The 24306-nt window shown below is 51.4% G+C and carries 23 protein-coding genes and 1 rRNA gene; 16 read left to right on the forward strand and 8 right to left on the reverse strand.

Going from position 1 to position 24306, the window contains the following annotated elements; all coding sequences use genetic code 11:
- A 16S ribosomal RNA gene (locus tag J1779_RS15315) occupies nt 1-97 on the reverse strand; the annotation flags it as partial.
- 534 nt (nt 98-631) lie between these two features.
- Between J1779_RS15315 and J1779_RS15320 the strand changes: the two genes are divergently transcribed.
- Nucleotides 632-1321 carry a FadR/GntR family transcriptional regulator gene (locus J1779_RS15320; protein ID WP_056775982.1) on the forward strand — a complete coding sequence of 230 codons (690 nt, stop codon included), beginning with the start codon at nt 632-634 and terminating at the stop codon, nt 1319-1321.
- Here J1779_RS15320 and rbsR read toward each other — a convergent pair.
- The 7 genes from rbsR to kup all read right to left on the reverse strand — a co-directional run bounded on the left by rbsR (nt 1304) and on the right by kup (nt 9222).
- Nucleotides 1304-2314, reverse strand: a complete 1011-nt coding sequence (gene rbsR, locus J1779_RS15325) for a ribose operon transcriptional repressor RbsR (RefSeq protein ID WP_136376560.1) — start codon at nt 2312-2314, stop codon at nt 1304-1306. The two genes, J1779_RS15320 and rbsR, sit on opposite strands and share 18 nt — an antisense overlap.
- The gene (rbsK, locus tag J1779_RS15330; RefSeq protein WP_217204179.1) at nt 2315-3244 is read right to left on the reverse strand and encodes a ribokinase; all 930 of its coding nucleotides are present in this window, start codon (nt 3242-3244) and stop codon (nt 2315-2317) included. It abuts the gene before it with no gap.
- 70 nt (nt 3245-3314) lie between these two features.
- Nucleotides 3315-4205 (reverse strand): ribose ABC transporter substrate-binding protein RbsB, encoded by an 891-nt coding sequence (rbsB, locus tag J1779_RS15335; protein ID WP_056775977.1) that lies wholly within the window; start codon nt 4203-4205, stop codon nt 3315-3317.
- 23 nt (nt 4206-4228) lie between these two features.
- The gene (rbsC, locus tag J1779_RS15340) at nt 4229-5200 is read right to left on the reverse strand and encodes a ribose ABC transporter permease (protein WP_056775976.1); all 972 of its coding nucleotides are present in this window, start codon (nt 5198-5200) and stop codon (nt 4229-4231) included.
- A 6-nt stretch (nt 5201-5206) separates the two neighbouring features.
- Nucleotides 5207-6712 (reverse strand): ribose ABC transporter ATP-binding protein RbsA, encoded by a 1506-nt coding sequence (rbsA, locus tag J1779_RS15345; protein WP_217204180.1) that lies wholly within the window; start codon nt 6710-6712, stop codon nt 5207-5209.
- 7 nt (nt 6713-6719) lie between these two features.
- Complete coding sequence (gene rbsD / locus J1779_RS15350; protein WP_217204181.1) at nt 6720-7139, reverse strand: D-ribose pyranase; 420 nt, start codon at nt 7137-7139, stop codon at nt 6720-6722.
- A 214-nt stretch (nt 7140-7353) separates the two neighbouring features.
- Entirely contained in the window at nt 7354-9222 is a 1869-nt protein-coding gene (gene kup / locus J1779_RS15355; RefSeq protein WP_112165435.1) for a low affinity potassium transporter Kup, read from the reverse strand.
- Between the two features lie 267 nt (nt 9223-9489).
- Between kup and ravA the strand changes: the two genes are divergently transcribed.
- The 15 genes from ravA to J1779_RS15430 all read left to right on the forward strand — a co-directional run bounded on the left by ravA (nt 9490) and on the right by J1779_RS15430 (nt 24092).
- On the forward strand, nt 9490-10998 hold the full coding sequence (gene ravA / locus J1779_RS15360; RefSeq protein ID WP_217204182.1) for an ATPase RavA: 1509 nt from the start codon (nt 9490-9492) through the stop codon (nt 10996-10998).
- A gap of 2 nt (nt 10999-11000) precedes the next feature.
- Nucleotides 11001-12476 (forward strand): ATPase RavA stimulator ViaA, encoded by a 1476-nt coding sequence (gene viaA / locus J1779_RS15365; RefSeq protein ID WP_217204183.1) that lies wholly within the window; start codon nt 11001-11003, stop codon nt 12474-12476.
- 14 nt (nt 12477-12490) lie between these two features.
- Complete coding sequence (gene asnC / locus J1779_RS15370) at nt 12491-12952, forward strand: transcriptional regulator AsnC (protein WP_056775967.1); 462 nt, start codon at nt 12491-12493, stop codon at nt 12950-12952.
- Between the two features lie 88 nt (nt 12953-13040).
- On the forward strand, nt 13041-13484 hold the full coding sequence (mioC, locus tag J1779_RS15375) for an FMN-binding protein MioC (protein ID WP_217204184.1): 444 nt from the start codon (nt 13041-13043) through the stop codon (nt 13482-13484).
- 379 nt (nt 13485-13863) lie between these two features.
- On the forward strand, nt 13864-15753 hold the full coding sequence (gene mnmG, locus J1779_RS15380) for a tRNA uridine-5-carboxymethylaminomethyl(34) synthesis enzyme MnmG (protein WP_056775964.1): 1890 nt from the start codon (nt 13864-13866) through the stop codon (nt 15751-15753).
- Between the two features lie 132 nt (nt 15754-15885).
- A complete protein-coding gene (gene rsmG / locus J1779_RS15385; protein WP_056775963.1) occupies nt 15886-16506 on the forward strand; it encodes a 16S rRNA (guanine(527)-N(7))-methyltransferase RsmG in 621 nt (206 codons plus the stop codon).
- A 648-nt stretch (nt 16507-17154) separates the two neighbouring features.
- Complete coding sequence (atpI, locus tag J1779_RS15390; protein WP_056775962.1) at nt 17155-17553, forward strand: F0F1 ATP synthase subunit I; 399 nt, start codon at nt 17155-17157, stop codon at nt 17551-17553.
- Between the two features lie 22 nt (nt 17554-17575).
- Nucleotides 17576-18358 carry a F0F1 ATP synthase subunit A gene (gene atpB, locus J1779_RS15395; protein ID WP_217204185.1) on the forward strand — a complete coding sequence of 261 codons (783 nt, stop codon included), beginning with the start codon at nt 17576-17578 and terminating at the stop codon, nt 18356-18358.
- A gap of 50 nt (nt 18359-18408) precedes the next feature.
- Nucleotides 18409-18648, forward strand: coding sequence for a F0F1 ATP synthase subunit C (gene atpE / locus J1779_RS15400; protein WP_004093904.1), 240 nt, complete (start codon nt 18409-18411; stop codon nt 18646-18648).
- 65 nt (nt 18649-18713) lie between these two features.
- Nucleotides 18714-19184 (forward strand): F0F1 ATP synthase subunit B, encoded by a 471-nt coding sequence (atpF, locus tag J1779_RS15405; protein ID WP_056775959.1) that lies wholly within the window; start codon nt 18714-18716, stop codon nt 19182-19184.
- A gap of 14 nt (nt 19185-19198) precedes the next feature.
- On the forward strand, nt 19199-19732 hold the full coding sequence (gene atpH, locus J1779_RS15410; protein WP_056775957.1) for a F0F1 ATP synthase subunit delta: 534 nt from the start codon (nt 19199-19201) through the stop codon (nt 19730-19732).
- Nucleotides 19733-19744: 12 nt separating this feature from the next.
- Nucleotides 19745-21286 carry a F0F1 ATP synthase subunit alpha gene (gene atpA / locus J1779_RS15415; protein WP_056775956.1) on the forward strand — a complete coding sequence of 514 codons (1542 nt, stop codon included), beginning with the start codon at nt 19745-19747 and terminating at the stop codon, nt 21284-21286.
- 71 nt (nt 21287-21357) lie between these two features.
- Nucleotides 21358-22221 (forward strand): F0F1 ATP synthase subunit gamma, encoded by an 864-nt coding sequence (gene atpG, locus J1779_RS15420; RefSeq protein ID WP_056775955.1) that lies wholly within the window; start codon nt 21358-21360, stop codon nt 22219-22221.
- Between the two features lie 32 nt (nt 22222-22253).
- Entirely contained in the window at nt 22254-23636 is a 1383-nt protein-coding gene (atpD, locus tag J1779_RS15425; RefSeq protein WP_056775954.1) for a F0F1 ATP synthase subunit beta, read from the forward strand.
- A 33-nt stretch (nt 23637-23669) separates the two neighbouring features.
- Complete coding sequence (locus J1779_RS15430) at nt 23670-24092, forward strand: F0F1 ATP synthase subunit epsilon (protein WP_056775953.1); 423 nt, start codon at nt 23670-23672, stop codon at nt 24090-24092.
- Nucleotides 24093-24306 lie beyond the last annotated feature (214 nt).

Raw genomic sequence — 24306 nt, forward strand, 5'->3', positions numbered from 1 at the left:
CACCCAGAGAGCAAGCTCTCCTGTGCTACCGCTCGACTTGCATGTGTTAGGCCTGCCGCCAGCGTTCAATCTGAGCCATGATCAAACTCTTCAATTAAAAGTTCGATTTGCTTAAACAAGTTAAGCGATGCTCAAAAATTAACTTTCGTAATAATTCAACTAAATGAATTACTGCTTGGTCACTCTTTAAGACTTGATATTTTTTTTGCCACCGAAGTGGCTGATATCGTCTTGTGAGTGCCCACACAGATTGTCTGATAAATTGTTAAAGAGCGTACGTTGCGAGACTTAACTCAGCAACGTGGGAGGAAGATAATACTCTTTCTCCCTGAAGAGTCAACCATTTTCTTTTGCAAGATGCGGTGTTTTCACCGGGTTGATTCTTCCTGGCTGGGCGACTTGTTCTCGTTAGAGGAGTCGTTGTTCCCGGTCAGTGGAGGCGCATTATAGGGAGTTCTCCGAAGGCCGCAACCCCTAATTTCAATTATTTTACCAACCGTTCACTAATTCATCAAAAAAGCCCGTAACGGATAAATTTCGACCGATTTCAGCGAAAAACACGCCGGTTTAAAGCCCGGAGCTGGAGTAAACTCTCTTTAATAAAGAGAAAAGGTATTCAGGAATAACCTCCATGTTACTTAATGCACAGCAACAAGCTGCCCAGCGCAATCTTTCCTATTTGCTGGCAGAGAAGATTGCCCAGCGGGTTCTGTCTGGCGATTACCCGGAAGGTTCGATACTGCCCGGTGAGAATGAGTTAGGTGAGATTTTTGGCGTCAGCCGGACAGCAGTTCGGGAAGCCGTGAAGACGCTGGCGGCAAAAGGCATGCTTTTACCCCGTCCCCGTATTGGTACGCGAGTGATGCCGCAATCCAGCTGGAACTTTCTCGACCAGGATTTGCTCACCTGGTGGATGACGCGTGAAAACTTCGATCAGGTGATGGCACATTTTATTGTATTGCGCAGAGCGCTCGAACCGCAGGCCTGTGCATTAGCCGCTCTTTCGGCCAGTGATGATCAAAAGCATCAGCTCTCTCTTTATATGTATGAAATGAGAATGCTGCATAACAGCTTTGATCGGGAGCGCTGGATTACGGTGGATGCTCAGTTTCACCAGCTGATTTATGAGGCGGGGAAAAATCCTTTCCTGACGTCGTTTTCGAATTTATTCAGTTCGGTCTATCAGAGTTACTTCCGGGCGATCACGGGGAATGAAGTGATTAAGCTGGAATATCATCAGCGACTGACCGATGCCATTCTTGCCAGCGATGCCAATGCGGCACTGCTGGCCTGTCAGCGTCTGTTACTTAGTGACCAATGATCCTACGGACTGTCGCACAACCAGTTCCGGCGTAAGTACCAGGACTTGCGGTTCCGCCTCCGGGTCCTGCAGGCGATGCAAGAGGGCATCGACGGCGAGTTCGCCCAGCGAATCTTTCGGCTGATGGATAGTCGTCAGCGGTGGCATCATATACTGCGCCAGCTGGATATCATCGTAGCCGATGACAGCCACATCGTCAGGCACACGTAATCCGCGCTGATAGAGAGCCTGATAGGCGCCGACGGCCATGGCATCATTTCCGGCAAACACTGCATGAGGCGGTTCGGGGAGTGCCAGCAGTTTTTCCATCGCCGGGACGCCACCTTCGAATTCAAAATCTCCACTGACTTCATAGCCCGGTAAAATTGCCAGGCCAGCTTTATTCATCGCCTGACGGTAACCATTAAGCCGTTCCTGCGCCGTCGTTTTATCCAGCGGCCCGGTGATACAAGCGATTTTACGATAGCCCTGACGGATCAAATATTCCGTCGCCATCTCTCCTCCCAGCAGCGCATTGTCCTGAATGACGTCATTCGCGCCGTCAAACGGCGACCAGTCCATCATTACTATGGGTAAAGAAGGATAGCGGCTGATGGCATCTTTCGAAGGCCGGTGATTTTCGGTGCACATTAATAGCAGGCCATCGACCCGCTTTTGCAGAAGAGTTTCCAGGCTGCGATTCATGCGCTCGGCATCGCCGTCGGTATTGCACAAGATCAGGCTGTAACCACGTTCATAGCAACTGCGTTCAACCCCCCGCACCACTTCTGAATAAAACGGGTTACTGCTGGCGGTCAACAACATGCCAATAGTGCGGGTCTGATTCAATTTAAGACTGCGGGCAAGGGCAGAAGGCGCGTAATTGAGCTGTTCTACGGCGGCATTCACTTTGCCGGCAATAGCTTCACTGACAAAACGATTTTTGTTGATGACATGAGAAACGGTAGAGGTTGAAACGCCCGCGAGGCGGGCGACATCTTTCATGGTGGCCAATCAGGCCTCCTGCTGTGCGAGAAAATCGTCTATTTCTTTACGCCACGGAACAGAAGGTTGCGCACCGGGACGCGTCACGGCAATCGCTGCAGCCGCGTGAGCAAAACGTACCGCGCTGTCCATCTGCTTGCCCTCGAGCAAAGCGGTCACTAAGGCGCCATTAAAGGTATCACCAGCCGCAATGGTATCGACGGCTTTCACACGGAAACCTGCGACTAACTTCCCTTCACCGTTCTGACTCAACCAGACGCCTTTACTCCCCAGCGTAATAATGACGGTCGCAATACCTTTGTCATGCAGGGCTTTTGCAGCACGTGCGGCATCTTCATTATTGTCGACGTTAATACCGGTCAGCTTTTCAGCTTCGGTTTCATTCGGAGTGATGATATCCACCCGCGAAAGCAATTCGTCCGGCAATTCACAAGCCGGTGCAGGGTTAAGAATCACCTGAGTGTCGTGTTCTTTGGCTATTTTCGCCGCCGCAATCACCGTGTCTAACGGAGATTCCAGTTGCATTAATAAAGCAGAGGCTTCAATGACCTGCTGTTTGTAACGTTCGAGGTACTCAGGCGTGACGGCATTATTCGCCCCGGCATCAATACCAATAACGTTCTCACCTTCCGCATTCACAAAAATCAGCGCAACGCCGGTGGTGGCATCCTTGATGGCTTCAACCGGGTGCGTATCAATCTGGTCACTGGCCAGTTGTTTGCGAACCCGTTCGCCAATATCGTCGTCTCCCACACAGGCAATAAACGAAATATCTGCGCCACTGCGGCCGGCGGCTACCGCCTGATTCGCACCTTTACCGCCGAAAGCTACGGTGTATTGCTTACCGATCACCGTTTCGCCCGGTTGCGGGAAGTGGTTGATATTCAGAATGTGGTCAGCGTTGATACTGCCGAGTACCACCAGTTTGCCTGTCTTCATGTGGAAATCCCTGAGTTTAAAGAGCGCCTCCCGTCAGGAGGCGCTTGTTACAGCATCAATCATGCGGATTTTACGGCTGAGCAACCAGTTTCAAATCAACCGGGATAACCGCCGGGACTTTTTCGCCTTTCAGCACTTTATCGGCAGTCTGAACACCGATCACGCCAATTTGTTCCGGACGCTGTGCCACGGTCGCGCCCATTTTGCCGCTGTTTACCGCTTTAATACCGTCTTCAGTGCCGTCGAAGCCGACAACCAGAACGTCAGTTTTACCGGCAGTTTGCAGAGCACGCAATGCACCCAGCGCCATTTCGTCATTCTGAGCGAACACGGCCTGCACGTCCTGATGCGCAGTCAGCAAGTTCTGCATAACGTTCAGACCTTTGGTACGGTCGAAGTCAGCAGGCTGGCTGGCGAGGATCTGGAAATGGTGTTTTTCAGCTGCCTGAGCGAACCCTTTACCACGTTCACGGGCAACGGACGTCCCCGCAATCCCTTCCAGTTCGATGACTTTGGCGTTTTCACCCAGTTTTTTCGCGATGTAATCACCGGCCATTTTCCCGCCGAAGGCGTTATCAGAAGCGACATGGCTGGCAACAACCCCTTTGGTTGCCTGGCGGTCAAGGGTGATCACCGGGATTTTGGCCTGGTTTGCCATTGCTACGGCGTTGCCAACGGCATCAGAATCGGTCGGGTTAATCAGCATCAGCTTCGTACCACGAACGGTCAGATCCTGCACGTTCGCGAGTTCTTTCGCCGGGTTATTCTGAGAGTCGAGAACAATCAGGTTGTAGCCGAGTTTGTCGGCTTCTTTCTGTGCGCCGTCTTTCATGGAAACGAAGAACGGGTTGTTCAGCGTTGAAACGACCAAGGCAATGGTGTCTTTCGCCATCACGTTAGCACTGAAAGAAGCGGTGATCGCTGCGGCGGAAACCCAGACAGCCAGTTTTTTCATATTCATGGTCATAAGTCCTGTAGGAGAGTTTATTTGTTGCTTTTGTTATCCACCAGAACCGCCAGCAGAATGACAACTGCTTTCACGATCATCTGGTAGTAGGAAGAAACACCTAATAAGTTCAAACCGTTATTCAGGAAGCCAAGGATCAGTGCACCGATCAGCGTTCCAACAATGCGTCCTTTACCCCCGGACAGGCTGGTTCCCCCCAAAACAACAGCGGCAATCGCATCCAGCTCGTAACCGGTACCCGCGTTAGGCTGCGCAGAAGACAGGCGCGCCACTTCGATGATACTGGCCAGAGCGGCTAACAAACCACACAGGGAGTAGACGATAATTTTAACTTTATCAACGCTGATACCTGACAGGCGCGTCGCGGATTCATTACCGCCCAGCGCGTAGATATAGCGCCCTAACCGGGTGTGATGCAGCATGTACCAGGCTGCAATAAACACCACGGCCATCAGCCAGACCGGTGTCGGAATACCCAGCGGGCGACCGATACCAAACCAGCCAAAGACATCTGCCACATCATTAAAACCGGTGCTGATCGGGCTGCCGTTGGTGTACACCATCGTGATACCGCGCAACAGCAGCATCATGACCAGCGTGGCGATGAATGCCTGCACTTTACCCTTGGCGACAATCATACCGGTGACGCCGCCCACCGCCGCCCCCAGCGCCAGCGCGGCGCCGACGGCTACAAAGGCATTCACTTCCAGCCCGACAATCGAGGCGGCAACCGCACCGGTCAGCGCCAGCAAAGAGCCGACGGATAAATCAATGCCCGATGTCAGGATCACCAGCGTCATGCCCACGGCCATAATGGCGTTAACGGAGGTTTGCTGAAGAATGTTAAACAGGTTATTCACTGTGAAGAAATTCGGGCTCATTGAAGAGACAACGGCAATCAACACCAGCAGCGCAATCAGAGATTTCTGCTCCAACAACCACTCTTTACTGATCCAGCGCTTTTTGGCTGATAATGTCTGAGAACTCATATCTGATTACTCCTGCGTCACGCGGTATTGCTTGCCGACAGCGGCTGCCATCAACACTTCTTGCGTAGCCTGTGCTATCGGGAATTCACCGCTTAAATGACCTTCGTGCATCACCAGAACCCGGTCACTCATGCCAATGACTTCAGGCATTTCTGAGGAAACCAAAATGATGCTCAGCCCTTCGCGCTTGAACTGGTTAATAAGCTGGTAAATTTCTTTTTTTGCACCGACGTCAACGCCGCGCGTCGGTTCGTCGAGGATCAGGACTTTTGGCCGCGTCATTAATCCGCGGGCAATCGCCACTTTTTGCTGATTACCACCGGAGAGCAGGCCAATAGGCTGCATCATCGATGGCGTTTTAATATTGAAGAGACGAATGAAATCTCCGACAGCCTGTTGTTCATCAGCATGTTTGAGACGTCCGCCGCCGTGGCTGAAATAACGCAGCGCTGTCAGCGACATGTTCTCTTTCACTGACATTCCAAGCACTAAACCATCACGTTTGCGGTCTTCGGAAATGTAAACGATGCCGTTCGCCAGCCCGTCCTGCGGTGAGTGAGTCACCACTTCGCGGCCATCCAGTGAAACGTTGCCACTTTTGCGCGGCAACGCGCCATACAGGATTTTCATCAGTTCGGTACGACCCGCCCCCATCAACCCGGAAACGCCGAGGATTTCGCCGCTGTGCAGATCAAAGCTGACGTTATCCACGCCCGGCCCGCTGACATTACGCACCTGCAAACGCAGCGCACCGCGTTCATGACTAATGCGGGGATATTGTTCTTCGAGGCGACGGCCAACCATCATTTCAATCAGCGTGTCTTCCTCCAGCGAACTGACCGGACGCTCAGCGATGAACTGCCCGTCACGGAAAACGGTGACGTCGTCGCAGATTTCAAAGATTTCTTTCATACGGTGAGAGATATACACCACACCGCAGCCAGCCGCTTTCAGCTCACGAATGACGCTGAACAGAGAGGCAGTTTCGGTATCGGTCAGGGCATCCGTCGGTTCATCCATAATGATGACTTTGGATTCAAAGCTCAGCACTTTGGCAATCTCGACCATTTGCTGGTCGCCGATGGATAAATCCCCCACCAGCCGGTTGCTTTTGTAACGCAGATTCAGGCGCGCCAGCAGTTTATCGGCCTCGGCATACATCTTTTTCCAGTTGATGCGGCCAAAACCGTTCACAAACTCGCGGCCAAGGAAGATATTCTCGGCAATGGTCAGTTGAGGGATCAGGTTTAATTCCTGATGGATAATGCCGATCCCGGCTTCCTGCGACGCTTTCGGACCGTTAAACACCGTTTCCTTTCCGAGGAAATGCACTGAACCGGCATCTTTTTGATAGATGCCGGTCAGCACTTTCATCATCGTGGATTTACCCGCGCCGTTTTCACCCACCAGCGCCATGACACGTCCCGGATAAACGCTGAGCGCCGCGCCGGAAAGTGCTTTTACGCCGGGAAAGGCTTTATCAATCCCTGTCAGTTGCAGCAAAGGTTGCATAAAGGCCTCAGAAGGTTACGCCGGCACACAGGATCACATTCGCGTACGGCGAACATTCCCCGCTGCGGATGACAGCCCGACTTTTTTCGGTTTGCGCTTTGAATACCTCATGACTGACGTAATCCAAAGCAATGGTGTTTCCCTGGTGTTGTTCGAGTTGTGTCAATCGGGCGAGTAACGCTTCATGGAGTTGAGGATTTTTCGTGAGGATTTCCTCTGCGAGGATAGCCCGCTCAACCTGCATCTCGTGTGTCACTACCTCTAAGACTTGTAAAAAGGTGGGAACTCCCTGGGTTAGCGCCAGATCGATGCGCTGGCAAGCTGCTGGCACCGGAAGTCCGGCATCGCCAATAACCAGCTGATCGGTATGACCTAACCGGGCAATAACAGTTGAGATTTCGGCATTTAACAGCGGTGACTTCTTCATTTTGACTCCTACAGCGAAACGTTTCGCTCACGGATGAGTTTATGAAAATGTCCGCACAAGGCAACGAAGATGTGATGGAATTGTGATCAGCGTCGAAACGTTTCGCTGAATGATTCAGAAATCAGAGGGCAATTTGAGTTAGTCGTTTCAGAAAGGATTACGCGCAAACAAAACAGGGTACCCGAAGGTACCCTGTCAGAGACTCAAGTGAACGTCAGATTTCCACCTGAGTACCCAGTTCGATAACGCGGTTCGGCGGGATCTCAAACTGATCTGGCGCGCGCAGGGCGTTTCGGCTCAGGGCCATAAACAGCTTACCGCGGAAGTAGAGATACCACGGACGCTTGGTCAGGATCAGCGATTCATGCGACATAAAGAACGACGTTTCCATCATCCGGCACGGCAACCCTTCCAGACCGCAGCGATGGAAAATCTCTTCCACATTCGGCGTTTCTTTAAATCCGTAACTCGCTACCACCCGCCAGAACGTCGGCGACAGTTGCTCGATGGTGACGCGCCGGACGTTATGCACATAAGGCGCATCTTCCGTTCGCAGCGTCAGCAAGACCACCCGCTCATGCAGCACTTTGTTGTGCTTGAGGTTGTGCAGTAAGGCAAAAGGAATGACGTTGATGGCACGGGACATGTAGACCGCGGTGCCCGGAACACGAACCGGCGGCGATTTCTCCAGAGATGCGATCATTGCCTCGAGAGAATTCCCGTGTTCGTTCATACGGCGCATAAGACGGAAGCGCTCGCTTTTCCAGGTGGTCATCACGATAAACATGCACAAACCGAGCGTCAGCGGCAACCAGCCACCGGAGAACAGTTTCGTGGCGTTCGCGGCGAACAGTGGAATATCCATAAACAGCAGACCGATCAGCAAAATCCCCACCAGGAACGGTTTCCAGTGCCAGTTTTTCAGCGCCACCGTGCAGGAGAGAATGCTGGTCAGCACCATGGTGCCGGTCACGGCGATACCGTACGCCGCCGCCAGATTGCTTGAGTGCTCGAAGCTGGCGATAACGATAACCACCGCGAAATACAGCAACCAGTTTATGGCAGGGATGTAAATCTGACCCGCTTCCATTTCCGAGGTGTGGATGATGCGCATTGGCGGTAAGTAGCCCAGTCGCACAGCCTGACGCGTCAGGGAGAACACACCGGAAATCACCGCCTGAGAAGCGATGATGGTCGCTAACGTGGCTAAAACCAGCAACGGAATCAAAGCCCAGTCAGGAGCCAGCAGGAAGAAGGGGTTTTTGATCGCTTCCGGATTTTTAAGCAGCAGCGCGCCCTGACCGAAATAGTTCAGAACCAGAGACGGCAATACCACGGTGAACCAGGCCAGGCGGATCGGGAATTTCCCGAAATGGCCCATATCGGCATACAGCGCTTCCACACCGGTAATCGACAGAACCACCGCGCCGAGTGCCAGGAAGGAGAAGGATTTATGCTCAATAAAGAAGTTAACTGCCCACATCGGGTTCATGGCACGCAGCACTTCCGGGTTCTGCATGATGCTGTTCACGCCAAGAACCGCCAGCGTCAGGAACCACACCAGCATTACCGGGGCAAAGAGTTTACCCACGATACCGGTACCGTGTTTCTGAATAATGAAAAGCAACGTCAGGACAGTAATAGAAAGAGGAACGATGTAAGGATCAAGGGACGGTGCCGCGATCTCCAGACCTTCCATCGCGGAAAGCACTGAGATGGCCGGCGTGATCACCACTTCACCATAGAAGAAGCTGCCCCCGATGAGGCCGAGGATCACCAGAACCGCCGTGGTGCGTGAGGACGTATTCCTGCCCGCCAGAGACATCAGCGTCAAAATACCGCCTTCGCCCGCATTGTCCGCCCGCATCACATAAGTGAGGTATTTGAGCGACACAATCAGGATCAGCATCCAGAAAATCAGAGAAAGAAAACCAAATACGACGCTAGGCTCAACATTGAAACCATAGTGTCCGGAAAAACACTCTCTTAAGGTATAGAGAGGACTGGTACCAATGTCGCCATAGACCACACCAATGGCGGCCAGGGTTACTGCTGGGAGTGACCGTTTATGTTCAGTGCTCATATTTCGTTTCTTTTTTGCTCGAACATCCGTAAGCGATGCGTGCGCTCAGTCCAATGATGCCCACTAAAAGGCGCACAGTATGCACGAATAAATCAGATTGCCTACCCTTAAATGTGCAGCTAAACCGGCGTTCAGATGAACGAGGTCACAATTCTGATAATAGAAAATTTTTAGTAATCAACAAGCTATACAGTGAAAAATAATCATGGCTTATCGCTGCGAGCCAGTACACTATTCAATATCTAAATGGAAACCGGAAGAGACAGTATGGCGCAATCTCCCCTTCTGGCAGAACGGATCGCCCGTCTTGCTAACGCACTGGAACATGGCTTGTACGAACGACAGGACGCCATTCGTTTATGCCTGCTGGCCGCACTGTGCGGTGAAAGCGTTTTTCTGCTGGGCCCGCCGGGCATTGCGAAAAGTTTGATCGCCCGTCGTCTGAAGTATGCCTTCCGCCATGCACGCGCCTTTGAATATCTGATGACGCGATTTTCCACGCCGGAAGAAGTCTTTGGTCCGCTCTCGATTCAGGCCCTGAAAGATGAGGGCCGTTATCTGCGTCTGACCGAAGGATATCTGCCGGAAGCAGAAATCGTCTTCCTTGATGAGATATGGAAAGCGGGTCCCGCCATCCTCAATACCCTGCTGACTGCGATTAACGAACGTCGCTTTCGTAATGGCGAACGCGAAGAGGCGATCCCTTTGCGTTTGCTGGTCAGCGCATCCAATGAATTGCCCGAAGCCGACGGCAGCCTGGAAGCGTTATACGACCGCATGCTTATCCGTTTGTGGCTCGATAAGGTACAGGATAAGCAAAATTTCCGCTCCCTGCTGACCAGCAGGACTAACGAAAGCGCCAATCCGGTGGCTGAATCTCTGAGCATCAGCGATGAAGAGTATCAGCAATGGCAAGGCGAGATAGATAAAGTCAGTCTGCCGGACGAGTGCTTTGAACTGGTGTTCCAGCTTCGTCAGCGCCTTGATGCCCTTGATACAGCGCCGTATGTGTCGGATCGGCGCTGGAAGAAAGCCTTGCGTCTGTTGCAGGCCTGCGCCTTTTTCAGCGGACGAAACGCCATCACGCCTGTCGATTTGATCCTGCTGAAAGACTGCCTGTGGCATGACCTCAATACCTACCATCTTCTGCAAACTCAGATTGAACAGCTGATCACCGAGCAGGCTTATCATCAGCAAACACTCCTGATGAAAATCCAGCAACTGGATCAGCAATGGATGCAATATCAGCAGCAACAAAGCTCGCGCCAGTCGATCAAACTGAGCAAAAAAGCCGGAATTTTCAGCCGTAAACCTCAGCACAGCCTGCCGGACACCCTTTCCGCCAGCAGCCTGACGCTGTTGTTGCAAACGCCTTTGCACCTGCATGAAATCAAGGTCACGCATCTGCTCTTCGACCACAAGGCGCTGGAAGAGTGGCTCAATAAAGGCGGCATCCTGAAAGCCAAACTGAACGGTATTGGTTTTGCGCAAACCCTTGATGCTGAGATTGATGATAAACAGCAACTGCTGGTGCTGGACGTCAGCCGTCAAAGCACGCCGCTGACGTTGCCGGGCAATGAACATATCGCCGTGCCTGACGAAATGAAGAATACGCTGAGCGATCTGACAGCGAAACTGACCCGGCAGCGGCAGGAATTCAGCCAGCAGCAAAACTGTCTGTTTGTACCGGCAGAATGGATGGCAAAAATTGAAGCCAGTCTGTTGCAGGTCACCGAGCAGTTACGCCATCAGCAACAGACGTTCAGCGGACACTAACCATGTTCAGCCTGGAATCTCTGGATCTGCTGCTGGCTATCAGCGAAACGGAAATCATCGAAGAACTTATTGTGGGGCTTCTGGCCGCGCCTGCGCTGTCGGTGTTTTTCGAGAAGTTTCCCCGGCTGAAGCGCGCACTGACCAAAGATCTTCCTGAATGGAAGTTACGGCTGCGTCAGAGGATCCACGAAACGCCCGTACCGCCGGATCTGGCGAAAGAATTCTACCTTTATCAGCACTGTCAGCAGAGGGATGTCACCACCTTCCAGACCGGGTTACCGGCACTTATTGATGAGTTAATCCGCCTCAATTCGCCTTTCACCACTGAAGCCCGCACGTTACAGGAAAATAATGAAGCCTCGCGTACGGCGCAGACCGGTAACAGTTTTCAAACGCTGTTTCTTCAGCGCTGGCGCCTGAACCTGACCTTCCAGACGGTGAACGTTCATCATCAGTTGCTGGAACAGGAACAGGAGAAATTGCAGGAAGAATTACTGCAACGGCTGGAGCTCAGCAGCGAGCTGTCTCCTTTATTAGCGGAGAACGATACCGCGGCAGGCCGTCTGTGGGACATGAGTAAAGGAAAGCGCCTTCGCGGTGACATTCAGTCACTGGCGCGCTTCGGTGCGTTCCTGCAACAGCAGCCTGAACTGATGCGTCTGGCCGAACAACTCGGACGCAGCCAGACGGTCAAAACCAGTCCACATGAAGATGCTAAAATGGAGACGCACCGGCTGATGGTGCGCGAACCCGCCACGGTGCCGGAAGAAGTAAATGGCATCCATCAGAGCGATGATATCTTGCGACTGATGCCCACCGAACTGGGCACGCTGGGGATCCCCGAACTGGAGTTCGAATTTTATCGCCGTTTGCTGGAAAAGCGCCTGATGACTTACCGCCTGCAGGGCGACGTCTGGCGCGAGAAAGTGGTAAAGCGGCCGGTGGTGCATCAGCAACAGGAACCTCAACCGCGTGGCCCGTTTGTGGTGTGCGTGGACACTTCCGGTTCTATGGGCGGCTTCAATGAACAGTGTGCGAAAGCTTTTTGCCTGGCGCTGCTGAGAATTGCTCTTGCGGATAACCGTCGCTGTTACATCATGTTGTTTGCCAGTGAAGTGATCCACTATGAACTGACGTCCAGCGGCGGACTGGATCAGGCACTGCGTTTTCTCGGTCAGCATTTTCGCGGCGGTACCGATCTGGCGGCCTGCCTGAGGGCCACATTGGACAAGCTAGCCTCGCCGCAATGGCACGATGCTGATGCTATTGTAATCTCAGATTTCATCGCCCAGCGGCTGCCTGACGAAGTGCAAAAGAAAGTCAAAATGCTGCAAAAGGAAAAGCAGCATCGTTTCCACGCCTTAGCGATGTCACATTATGGAAAGCCCGGGATCTTGCGTATCTTCGATCATATCTGGCGCTTTGATACCGGCGTTAAAAGCCGCGTGCAGCGCCGCTGGCAAAGAAACTCACCTTAAAGAGAAAGATAACCATGTCAGAAATTTATCAGCTCGATGAGCTGGATCGCGGGATCCTTAATGCATTGATGGACAACGCCAGGACGCCTTACGCCGAACTGGCAAAGGTCTTCACCGTCAGTCCGGGAACCATCCACGTACGCGTTGAGAAGATGAAGCAGGCGGGCATTATTACCGGCGCGCATATCACCGTGAACCCCAAACAGCTCGGCTACGACGTGTGCTGCTTTATCGGCATTATATTGAAGAGTGCCAAGGACTATCCTTCAGCCCTCAAAAAGCTGGAAAGCATCGAAGAAGTGGTCGAAGCGTATTACACCACCGGTCACTACAGTATCTTCATTAAGATCATGTGCCGTTCCATTGATTCGCTGCAACACGTACTTATCAACAAGATCCAGACAATAGATGAGATCCAGTCTACAGAGACACTGATCTCCCTGCAAAACCCCATCACACGTACCATCCAGCCCTGATTAATGTTTTCTATCCCCCTATTATCCACAGGTAGATCCCAGCTCATTCACAGCGTACAATGTCTTCCTTTTCTCGGGTGAGAGTTCTATGGCTGACATAACCCTGATCAGTGGCAGTACGCTTGGCAGTGCCGAATATGTTGCCGAACACGTGGCAGAGAAGCTGGAAGAAGTCGGTTTCTCCACACAGACGTTTCATGGCCCGGAGCTGTATGAAGTGCCTTCAGAAGGGATCTGGCTGGTGGTGTGCTCTACGCACGGAGCCGGTGAGTTACCGGATAACCTGCAACCCTTCATGGAACAGCTGGAAGATCAGCAACCGGATCTGTCGAATATTCGTTTTGGTGCCTTAGGTTTGGGCAGCAGCGAATACGATACCTTCTGCGGTGCGATCAACGCGCTGGATCAGAAACTGACCTCATTAGGGGCAAAACGGATCGGCGATCGTCTTGAGATCGACGTGACTCAGCATGAAATTCCTGAGGATCCCGCAGAGGTTTGGGTGATCAATTGGATTAATTTACTCAAATAAGTGTAAATTTCAGGCGATCAGATGTGGATAACTATGCTTTAAAGCAGTGTAAAACCCGTAGTTATCCCTCTAACAACTGCTGTACGCTTTTCAGGCTGTGCATAACTCTCAATTCTGATCCCAGCTTATACTGTCCAGGAGCACCGATCATTCACAGCATTCGATCCTTCTTAGCATACTGATCTTCATAGACAAAAATGACTTATGCACAGAGGATCGCGATCCTAATAGAAGTATTAATAAGAGATCTTTAAATAAAAAAGATCTTCTTTTAATTAGGGAAGATCCTCCGGGGCTTGTGGAAGCTCTAAACTTGAGTAGAATCCCTCCTCCCAACGCCATACAAAGAAAGTTCGCTTGAACGCTGAGGTGCAGTCGCATGTTTTATCCGGATCAATTTGACGTCATTATCATCGGTGGAGGTCATGCAGGTACTGAAGCTGCCATGGCTTCTGCACGAATGGGACGCCAGACCTTGTTGTTAACCCACAATATCGACACGCTGGGACAGATGTCGTGTAACCCGGCAATTGGCGGGATCGGGAAGGGACATCTGGTTAAAGAAGTGGACGCTCTCGGCGGGTTGATGGCCACAGCGATCGACCATGCGGGCATTCAGTTTAGGATACTAAACGCGAGCAAAGGCCCGGCCGTCAGGGCAACACGTGCCCAGGCTGACCGTGTGTTATATCGTCAGGCGGTACGTACGGCATTAGAGAATCAGCCAAACCTGATGATCTTCCAACAGTCCGTCGAAGATCTCATTGTGGAAAACGATCGCGTGGTTGGCGCCGTGACCAAAATGGGTCTGAAATTCCGCGCGAAAACCGTCGTACTGACCGTCGGAACATTCCTTGATGGCAAGATCCACATCGGTCTGGAAAACTACAGCGGTGGCCGTGCCGGGGATCCTCCTGCGATCTCCCTTTCTCAGCGCCTGCGTGAATTACCGTTACGCGTAAACCGCCTTAAAACCGGGACACCTCCGCGTATCGATGCTCGCTCAATTGATTTCAGCGTACTGGCTCAACAGCACGGTGATAATCCTGCACCGGTATTCTCTTTCATGGGCAACGCGTCGCAACATCCGCGCCAGATCCCGTGCTACATGACCTATACCAACGAAAAAACCCATGACGTGATCCGTAATAATCTGGATCGCAGCCCGATGTATGCCGGGATCATCGAAGGGATCGGCCCGCGTTACTGCCCGTCGATCGAAGATAAAGTCATGCGTTTTGCCGATCGTAATTCTCATCAGATCTTCCTTGAACCGGAAGGCCTGACCAGCAACGAAGTTTATCCGAACGGAATTTCAACCAGCCTGCCTTTCGATGTTCAGATGCAGATCGTGCGTTCCATGCAGGGTATGGAAAATGCGGTGATCGTTCGTCCTGGCTACGCAATTGAATACGATTTCTTTGATCCGCGTGATTTGAAACCGACGCTGGAAAGCAAATTCATCGCAGGCCTCTTCTTTGCCGGACAAATCAACGGCACCACAGGCTACGAAGAAGCAGCAGCCCAGGGCCTGCTGGCAGGTATGAACGCAGCACGCAGCGCCACTGAAGATGAAGGCTGGGCCCCACGCCGCGATCAGGCGTACCTGGGGGTTCTGGTCGACGATCTGTGTACGCTGGGCACTAAAGAACCGTACCGCATGTTTACCTCACGTGCTGAATACCGTCTGATGCTGCGTGAAGACAACGCTGATTTACGTCTGACGGAAAAAGGCCGTGAACTGGGCCTGGTCGACGATGTCCGTTGGGCTCGCTTTAACCAGAAACTCGAAATGATCGAACAAGAACGTCAGCGTCTGCGTGGTATCTGGGTAAATCCTCATCACGCGCAGGTGGAAGAGATCAATGCACACTTGTCAGCTCCGCTCTCAAAAGAAGCCAGCGCTGAAGAACTGCTGCGTCGTCCGGAAATGACTTATTCGCTGATCACAACGCTGTCCCCCTTTGCGCCATCTGTCCCTGATGCAGAAGCCGCCGAGCAGGTTGAGATTCAGATCAAGTACGAAGGTTACATTGCCCGTCAGCAGGAAGAGATCAACAAACAGCTGCGTAATGAGAATACGGTGTTGCCTGCCGATCTCGATTACCGTCAGGTGAACAGTCTGTCTAACGAGGTGATCGCCAAGCTTAACGATCACAAGCCGACATCGATCGGTCAGGCTTCGCGGATCTCCGGTATAACTCCGGCTGCAATCTCCATTTTGCTGATCTGGCTGAAAAAACAAGGCTTGCTGCGTCGCAGCGCCTGAGTCACCTCTCTGATAACCGCCCTGTTGCTCTAACGGGCGGTTAAATCCTGCTTTTCCCGCCTTTCTGGCTGCTTTATCATTCCCCCCACCGGGCTGTTCCCGGAATACCGACTCTGTCAGAGGATTTTCACTGTGCAAAAGAAACTGGACTCGCTGCTTGCTGCGGCAGGAATAGCGTTACCCGATCAGCAAAAACACCAACTGATTGCCTATGTTGAACTGCTGCATAAGTGGAACAAAGCCTACAACCTGACATCCGTGCGTGATCCAATGCAAATGCTGGTGCGACATATTCTGGACAGCATTGTGGTGAACGAGCATTTACAGGGTAGCCGCTTTATTGATGTCGGCACAGGCCCGGGCCTGCCAGGCATTCCTCTGGCCATCGTTCGCCCTGATTCACACTTTACGCTGCTGGACAGCCTGGGTAAGCGCGTACGCTTCCTGCGCCAGGTTCAGCATGAACTGGGGCTGCAGAACATCACACCGGTCCAAAGCCGGGTTGAAGAGTTTGACCCTGAACCCCCATTCGATGGCGTCATAAGCCGTGCCTTCGCCTCGTTGCAGGATATGTTGTCCTGGTGCCACCATTTACCGAAGAAAGGGCAGGGGCGTTTCTATGCGCTGAAGGGCGTGTGCCCGGATGATGAGCTCGCCGCCTTACCCGCCGGTATCACACTGGAAAGTGTGGTGAAACTGCAGGTACCGGAACTTGACGGAGAACGGCATCTGATAATTCTTAATGCAAACTAAAGTTGAGAATTATCAATTAATCCTTAAAAAATGTGTGTGTTATCAGAGTAAAAATGAGCAGGCTAATTAAATAGCGGTGACTTTCTACAAATCACCGGTTTTTTACACACTGATAGCATTTTTGCGACGTTTTATTTTAATCCGTACCGAGATAGTCACTTGTGAAATTTATTCGGCATTGAACGACTGATATTCAACTTGTAATGAAAATGTTGTTATTTGTTGGGTAGATGTATCAATGAAGGGTGTCTATTTTTAAATAAGATGTTTTCTCAATCGCAAATTTCTTAACATGATGATTTATAACATCTTTAAAAAGCCGGTTTAGCTAAAGACAATCCGGACGCCCAGGGTATATAAAAGGGCTCCGGTTAATTATGTGATCCAGTGCACGCTTCTTTGTCGGGTGATGAAATAACCGAAGCAAAGTAAAAAGGGCAAATTCAGCTATAGTTTCGTTATCAAAATAGTGATGAAGAGGAAAATTTAAATAATTGTTCACCTTTTCGCTACTTATCCATTGAATTCGTTCCTGTGCACCGTATAATTTGCTCGGTTTTTGCTGCTTGACTCAAAACAGTAAAGGCAGTGATATACGGCATTCAGCATACCTCCAGCTAGGTACTTGATACGGAGAGAACAAACGTCATGTCTGTATCCGGTATTTTACACAGTACGCAAAGTGTGAAGGTTGCCAGAAAGCTGTTACTACTGCAGTTATTGACCTTTGTTCTGCTCAGTGCAGTATTTGGTTTCAAAAGCCTGGAATGGACCCTTTCCGCTCTTATGGGTGGGTTGGCCGCCTGGGTACCAAATGTACTGTTCATGCTGTTTGCATGGCGCCATCAGGCGCAAACAACGGTCTCTGGACGGGTTGCCTGGTCCTTTGCTATCGGAGAAGCGCTGAAGGTCCTGGTGACGATAATCTTCATGATTATTGCTCTTGGCCTGTTCAAGGCGGCTTTCGCTCCGTTGGGGTTGGCCTATTTATCGGTGTTGATGACTCAGATTTTGGCACCGGCCGTCATTAACAGTTACCGTACTTAACTACTAAAGGGTAAGAGGCATCATGTCTGCATCAGGAGAAATCTCTACTCCACAAGAGTATATCGGTCACCATCTGACTCAGCTTCAGATAGGGACGGGATTCTGGTCGATTAACATCGATTCGATGTTTTTCTCCGTGTTCCTCGGAGTACTCTTTCTGGTTATCTTCCATCGCGTCGCTAAAAATGCCACCAGTGGTGTTCCGGGGAAACTGCAAACGGCCATCGAGCTGGTTGTCGGCTTCGTCGATAGCAACGTGCGTGACATGTATCACGGCAAAAGCAAAGTCATTGCGCCTTTAGCTCTGACTGTCTTCGTCTGGGTGTTCATGATGAACATGATGGATTTGCTGCCAATCGATTTGCTGCCCTTCATCGGCGAGCACATCTTTGGTCTGTCAGCGTTGCGTGTAGTTCCTACGGCTGACGTGAACATCACGTTGTCCATGGCACTTGGCGTATTCATTCTGATTCTTTTCTATAGCATTAAGATGAAAGGCGTTGGCGGTTTCGTTAAAGAACTGACAATGCAGCCATTCAATCATCCGGTTTTCATTCCGATTAACCTGATTCTTGAGGGTGTCAGCCTGCTGTCTAAACCAGTTTCACTGGGTCTGCGACTGTTTGGCAATATGTATGCGGGTGAGTTGATCTTCATCCTTATTGCTGGCCTGCTGCCGTGGTGGTCACAGTGGATTCTTAGTGTGCCTTGGGCCATTTTCCACATCCTGATCATTACGCTGCAAGCTTTTATCTTCATGGTTCTGACGATTGTCTATCTCTCGATGGCATCTGAAAAACACTGATTTTTCTTTCAACACTACTGCGTTTTAACTGAAACAAACTGGAGACTGTCATGGAAAACCTGAGTATGGATCTGCTGTACATGGCTGCCGCTGTGATGATGGGCCTGGCGGCAATCGGTGCTGCAATCGGTATCGGCATCTTGGGTGGTAAATTTTTGGAAGGTGCTGCACGTCAGCCTGACCTGATCCCTCTGTTGCGTACACAGTTCTTTATCGTTATGGGTCTGGTCGATGCAATCCCAATGATTGCTGTTGGTCTGGGTCTGTACGTGATGTTTGCTGTCGCTTAACACTGAGCTTGCTCACGGTTAAACGAACTACATCAAATATTTCACTTTGAAAGAGGCATTGTGCTGTGAATCTTAACGCAACAATCCTCGGCCAGGCTATCGCGTTTGTCCTGTTTGTCCTGTTCTGTATGAAGTACGTGTGGCCGCCAATTATGGCTGCCATCGAAAAACGTCAGAAAGAAATTTCTGAAGGTTTGTCTTCTGCTGAACGTGCCAAAAAAGAGCTGGACTTAGCGCAAGCCGATGCGACCGACCAACTGAAGAAAGCCAAAGCTGAAGCTCAGGTAATCATCGACCAGGCGAACAAGCGTAAAGCACAGATCGTCGACGAAGCGAAGACCGAAGCCGAGCAGGAACGTAACAAGATCGTAGCGCAAGCTAAGGCAGAGATTGACGCCGAACGCCAACGTGCACGTGAAGAGTTGCGTAAACAGGTCGGGATTTTGGCCATTGCTGGCGCCGAGAAGATCATCGAACGTTCCGTGGATGAAGCTGCTAACAGCGACATCGTTGATAAACTGGTCGCTGAACTGTAAGGAGGGAGGGGCTGATGTCTGAATTTGTAACTGTAGCTCGCCCCTACGCCAAAGCAGCTTTTGACTTTGCCGTTGAGCACCAAAGCTTAGATCGCTGGCAGTCTATGTTAGCGTTCACGGCTGAAGTCACACGCAATGAAATGATTGAAGAGCTTCTTTCCGGTGCGACTGCACCAGAAACGCTGTCCAAGACGTTTATTGCTGTATGTGGTGAACAACTCGACGACGCAGGCCAGAACCTGATTAGGGTGATGGCTGAAAATGGACGTTTACGCGTTCTTCCGGAAGTGTTGCAGCAGTTCATCGAACTGCGCGCCTCTCTAGAGGCTAGTGCTGAGGTTGAAGTCACTTCAGCAAGTCCACTTTCGGAAGAACAGCAGGCAAAAATTGCTGCTGCTATGGAAAAACGTTTGTCTCGCAAAGTTAAGCTGAATTGCAAAATTGACAAGTCTGTTCTTGCCGGTGTCATTATCCGTGCAGGTGATATGGTGATTGATGGCAGCGTTCGCAGTCGTCTAGAACGCCTGGCAGACGTCTTGCAGTCTTAAGGGGACTGGAGCATGCAACTGAATTCCACCGAAATCAGCGAACTGATAAAGCAGCGCATTGCTCAGTTCAATGTAGTGAGCGAAGCTCACAATGAAGGTACTATCGTTTCCGTCAGTGACGGGATCATCCGCGTGCACGGCCTGGCCGATGTCATGCAAGGGGAAATGATTGCGTTGCCGGGTAACCGTTACGCTATCGCCCTGAACCTGGAGCGTGACTCTGTAGGTGCCGTTGTTATGGGCCCTTACGCAGACCTCGCCGAAGGGATGAAAGTAAAATGTACAGGTCGTATCCTGGAAGTTCCGGTTGGCCGTGGCCTGTTAGGTCGCGTTGTTAACACCCTGGGTGCACCTATCGACGGTAAAGGTCCGGTAGAGCATGACGGCTTCTCAGCTGTCGAAGCAATCGCACCTGGCGTTATCGAACGTCAATCCGTAGACCAGCCTGTGCAGACAGGTTACAAATCCGTTGATGCCATGATCCCAATCGGTCGTGGTCAGCGTGAACTGGTCATCGGTGACCGTCAAACCGGTAAAACTGCTCTGGCGATCGATGCGATCATCAACCAGCGCGATTCCGGCATCAAATGTATCTATGTGGCTATCGGCCAGAAAGCGTCCACCATTTCTAACGTGGTACGTAAACTGGAAGAGCACGGCGCACTGGAAAACACCATCGTTGTTGTTGCGACTGCATCAGAATCTGCTGCACTGCAATACCTGGCACCGTACTCCGGTTGCGCAATGGGTGAATACTTCCGTGACCGCGGCGAAGACGCACTGATCGTTTATGATGACCTGTCTAAACAGGCTGTTGCTTACCGTCAGATTTCCCTGTTGCTTCGTCGTCCACCAGGTCGTGAAGCTTACCCAGGCGACGTTTTCTATCTCCACTCCCGTCTGCTGGAACGTGCTGCGCGTGTTAACGCCGAGTACGTTGAAGCATTCACTAAGGGTGAAGTGAAAGGCAAAACTGGTTCCCTGACTGCGCTTCCGATCATCGAAACGCAAGCGGGCGACGTTTCCGCGTTCGTTCCGACCAACGTAATCTCGATTACCGATGGTCAGATCTTCCTGGAATCCAACCTGTTTAACGCCGGTATTCGTCCTGCGGTTAACCCGGGTATCTCGGTATCTCGTGTTGGTGGTGCTGCTCAGACCAAGATCATGAAAAAACTGTCCGGTGGTATTCGTACCGCACTGGCACAGTATCGTGAACTGGCTGCGTTCTCCCAGTTCGCTTCCGATCTGGATGAGGCAACCCGTAAACAGCTGAACCACGGTCAGAAAGTGACTGAGTTGCTGAAACAGAAACAATACGCACCGATGTCAATCGTGGCGCAGTCTCTGATCATCTTCGCAGCGGAACGTGGTTATCTGGAAGACGTTGAGTTGTCCAAAGTCGGTAGCTTCGAAGCGGCACTGTTGGCGTTTGCCGACCGTGAGCACGGCGAGCTTCTGCAGCAAATCAACCAAACTGGTGCGTATAACGATGAGATCGAGGGTAAATTCAAAAATATCCTCGATACCTTCAAAGCAACCCAGTCCTGGTAACACTAAGCGGCCTTGCTGCCCTGCTTAAGGCAGATAAGCAGCAGGCCGTTTGGTCATGAGGAGAAGCAGAGATGGCCGGCGGAAAAGAGATACGTAGTAAGATCAGCAGCGTGCAAAACACGCAAAAGATCACTAAAGCGATGGAAATGGTCGCCGCCTCCAAAATGCGTAAAACGCAGGAACGTATGGCGGCCAGCCGTCCTTATGCAGAAACCATTCGTGAAGTGATTGGTCACCTTGCGTTAGGTAATCTGGAATATAAGCACCCTTACCTGGATGAGCGTGAAATTAAGCGCGTCGGGTATCTGGTGGTGTCTACCGACCGTGGTCTTTGTGGTGGTCTGAACATTAACTTGTTCAAAAGGCTGCTTGCAGAGATGAAAGGCTGGTCCGAAAAAGGTGTCGAAGTTGATCTCGCCCTGATCGGTTCCAAAGCAGCCTCTTTCTTCGGCTCCGTGGGTGGCAACGTTGTTGCTCAGGTCACTGGCATGGGGGATAACCCTTCTCTGTCAGAACTGATCGGACCGGTAAAAGTGATGCTGCAGGCTTTCGACGAAGGTCGTTTAGACAAGTTATGCGTTGTCAGCAATAAATTCGTCAATACCATGTCTCAGGAACCACGCATCGTACAGCTGTTGCCTCTGCCACCGGCAGAAGACGGCGCACTGGCGAAAAAATCCTGGGATTACCTGTATGAGCCGGACCCTAAAGCACTGCTGGATACCCTCCTGCGTCGCTATGTGGAATCCCAGGTTTATCAGGGCGTCGTAGAAAACCTGGCCAGCGAACAGGCCGCGCGAATGGTAGCGATGAAAGCCGCAACCGATAACGGCGGCAGCCTGATCAAAGAGCTGCAGTTGGTATACAACAAAGCTCGTCAGGCCAGCATCACTCAGGAACTCACCGAGATCGTCGGGGGAGCCTCCGCGGTTTAAGCTAGGTTTACGAATTACGTAGAGGATTCAAGATGGCTACTGGAAAGATTATCCAGGTAATCGGCGCCGTGGTGGACGTCGAGTTCCCTCAGGATGCAGTACCGAATGTGTACAATGCTCTTGAGGTAGAAAACGGTACCTCCAAACTGGTGCTGGAAGTTCAGCAGCAGTTGGGTGGCGGCGTTGTTCGTTGTATCGCAATGGGTACATCAGATGGCCTGCGTCGCAATCTGAAAGTGAACAACCTGGAACACCCAATTGAAGTTCCGGTTGGTGTAGCGACTCTGGGTCGCATCATGAACGTATTGGGTGAACCAATCGACATGAAAGGTGAAATCGGCGAAGAAGAACGTCGTTCAATTCACCGTCCGGCCCCTTCTTATGAAGAGCTGGCGAACTCCCAGGAATTGCTCGAAACCGGTATCAAAGTTATGGACCTGATGTGCCCGTTCGCTAAGGGCGGTAAAGTCGGTCTGTTCGGTGGTGCGGGTGTAGGTAAAACGGTAAACATGATGGAGCTGATCCGTAACATCGCGATCGAGCACTCCGGTTATTCAGTGTTTGCTGGCGTGGGTGAACGTACTCGTGAGGGTAACGACTTCTACCACGAAATGACCGACTCCAACGTTATCGACAAAGTTTCCCTGGTCTATGGCCAGATGAATGAGCCACCAGGCAACCGTCTGCGTGTGGCACTGACCGGCCTGACCATGGCGGAGAAATTCCGTGATGAAGGTCGTGACGTCCTGCTGTTCATCGATAACATCTACCGTTACACCCTGGCCGGTACTGAAGTGTCCGCACTTCTGGGCCGTATGCCTTCTGCGGTAGGTTATCAGCCAACGCTGGCGGAAGAGATGGGCGTTCTGCAAGAACGTATCACCTCAACTAAAAGTGGTTCTATCACCTCCGTACAGGCCGTTTACGTCCCTGCGGATGACTTGACTGACCCATCTCCAGCCACCACCTTCGCTCACTTAGATGCGACCGTGGTACTGAGCCGTCAGATCGCGTCTCTGGGTATTTACCCGGCGGTTGACCCACTGGATTCCACCAGCCGTCAGCTGGATCCACTGGTTGTTGGTCAGGAACACTATGATGTGGCTCGTGGCGTGCAGTCCATTCTGCAACGTTACCAGGAACTGAAAGACATCATCGCGATCCTGGGTATGGACGAGTTGTCAGAAGATGACAAACTGGTTGTATCCCGTGCGCGTAAGATTCAGCGTTTCCTGTCCCAGCCATTCTTCGTGGCCGAAGTCTTTACCGGTTCTCCGGGCAAGTTCGTATCGCTGAAAGATACCATTCGTGGTTTCAAAGGCATTATGGACGGCGACTACGATCACCTGCCGGAACAAGCGTTCTACATGGTTGGCACCATTGAAGAAGCAGTGGAAAAAGCCAAGAAACTGTAACGCTAGTTTGTTGTGGTATTGAGAGAGGATGACATGGCTGAAAAAGCTTACCATCTGGATGTTGTCAGTGCGGAAAAACGTATGTTTGCCGGCATGGTACAAAAGATCCAGGTGACGGGTAGCGAAGGCGAACTGGGTATTTTCCCGGGGCATGCTCCGCTGCTCACCGCCATCAAGCCTGGCATGGTGCGCATTGTTAAAGAACACGGGGAAGAAGAGTATATCTATCTTTCCGGCGGCATCCTTGAGGTGCAGCCGAATGCAACAACCGTGTTGGCTGATACTGCAATCCGTGGGCAAGACCTCGACGAAGCGCGCGCGCTTGAAGCTAAGCGCAAAGCGGAAGAACATATCAATAGTTCTCACGGCGACGTTGACTACGCTCAGGCGTCAGCAGAACTGGCCAAGGCGATCGCGAAACTTCGCGTTATCGAACTGACCAGGAAAGCGATGTAAAGACATCAGTTTAAAAGGCGACCTTTGGGTCGCTTTTTTTTTGCCTTTAAATAAGCCACTTTCTAGCATTTGTCCGAAAGCGAAACAGGGCTTTTAATGGAATACTTGCCGGATAAGTGGGCGTTTTACCCTCAGATTTTTTGCTGTAGTCTATAGCGTGTACAACCCTTACAGGCTGCGGCCTGCGGGTGGTTTTTGAAGCGAAATATGTAGT

Origin of the sequence: Rahnella rivi, from assembly GCF_019049655.1 — a bacterium.
Taxonomy (GTDB): domain Bacteria; phylum Pseudomonadota; class Gammaproteobacteria; order Enterobacterales; family Enterobacteriaceae; genus Rahnella; species Rahnella rivi.

What these genes read in the sequence shown, in the direction of transcription:
- J1779_RS15320 (WP_056775982.1), top strand. Translation starts at nt 632, where the DNA reads ATGTTACTTAATGCACAGCAACAAGCTGCCCAGCGCAATCTTTCCTAT.
- rbsK (WP_217204179.1), bottom strand. Translation starts at nt 3,244, where the DNA reads ATGAAGACAGGCAAACTGGTGGTACTCGGCAGTATCAACGCTGACCAC.
- rbsB (WP_056775977.1), bottom strand. Translation starts at nt 4,205, where the DNA reads ATGAATATGAAAAAACTGGCTGTCTGGGTTTCCGCCGCAGCGATCACC.
- rbsC (WP_056775976.1), bottom strand. Translation starts at nt 5,200, where the DNA reads ATGAGTTCTCAGACATTATCAGCCAAAAAGCGCTGGATCAGTAAAGAG.
- rbsA (WP_217204180.1), bottom strand. Translation starts at nt 6,712, where the DNA reads ATGCAACCTTTGCTGCAACTGACAGGGATTGATAAAGCCTTTCCCGGC.
- rbsD (WP_217204181.1), bottom strand. Translation starts at nt 7,139, where the DNA reads ATGAAGAAGTCACCGCTGTTAAATGCCGAAATCTCAACTGTTATTGCC.
- kup (WP_112165435.1), bottom strand. Translation starts at nt 9,222, where the DNA reads ATGAGCACTGAACATAAACGGTCACTCCCAGCAGTAACCCTGGCCGCC.
- ravA (WP_217204182.1), top strand. Translation starts at nt 9,490, where the DNA reads ATGGCGCAATCTCCCCTTCTGGCAGAACGGATCGCCCGTCTTGCTAAC.
- viaA (WP_217204183.1), top strand. Translation starts at nt 11,001, where the DNA reads ATGTTCAGCCTGGAATCTCTGGATCTGCTGCTGGCTATCAGCGAAACG.
- asnC (WP_056775967.1), top strand. Translation starts at nt 12,491, where the DNA reads ATGTCAGAAATTTATCAGCTCGATGAGCTGGATCGCGGGATCCTTAAT.
- mioC (WP_217204184.1), top strand. Translation starts at nt 13,041, where the DNA reads ATGGCTGACATAACCCTGATCAGTGGCAGTACGCTTGGCAGTGCCGAA.
- mnmG (WP_056775964.1), top strand. Translation starts at nt 13,864, where the DNA reads ATGTTTTATCCGGATCAATTTGACGTCATTATCATCGGTGGAGGTCAT.
- atpI (WP_056775962.1), top strand. Translation starts at nt 17,155, where the DNA reads ATGTCTGTATCCGGTATTTTACACAGTACGCAAAGTGTGAAGGTTGCC.
- atpB (WP_217204185.1), top strand. Translation starts at nt 17,576, where the DNA reads ATGTCTGCATCAGGAGAAATCTCTACTCCACAAGAGTATATCGGTCAC.
- atpE (WP_004093904.1), top strand. Translation starts at nt 18,409, where the DNA reads ATGGAAAACCTGAGTATGGATCTGCTGTACATGGCTGCCGCTGTGATG.
- atpH (WP_056775957.1), top strand. Translation starts at nt 19,199, where the DNA reads ATGTCTGAATTTGTAACTGTAGCTCGCCCCTACGCCAAAGCAGCTTTT.
- atpA (WP_056775956.1), top strand. Translation starts at nt 19,745, where the DNA reads ATGCAACTGAATTCCACCGAAATCAGCGAACTGATAAAGCAGCGCATT.
- atpG (WP_056775955.1), top strand. Translation starts at nt 21,358, where the DNA reads ATGGCCGGCGGAAAAGAGATACGTAGTAAGATCAGCAGCGTGCAAAAC.
- atpD (WP_056775954.1), top strand. Translation starts at nt 22,254, where the DNA reads ATGGCTACTGGAAAGATTATCCAGGTAATCGGCGCCGTGGTGGACGTC.
- J1779_RS15430 (WP_056775953.1), top strand. Translation starts at nt 23,670, where the DNA reads ATGGCTGAAAAAGCTTACCATCTGGATGTTGTCAGTGCGGAAAAACGT.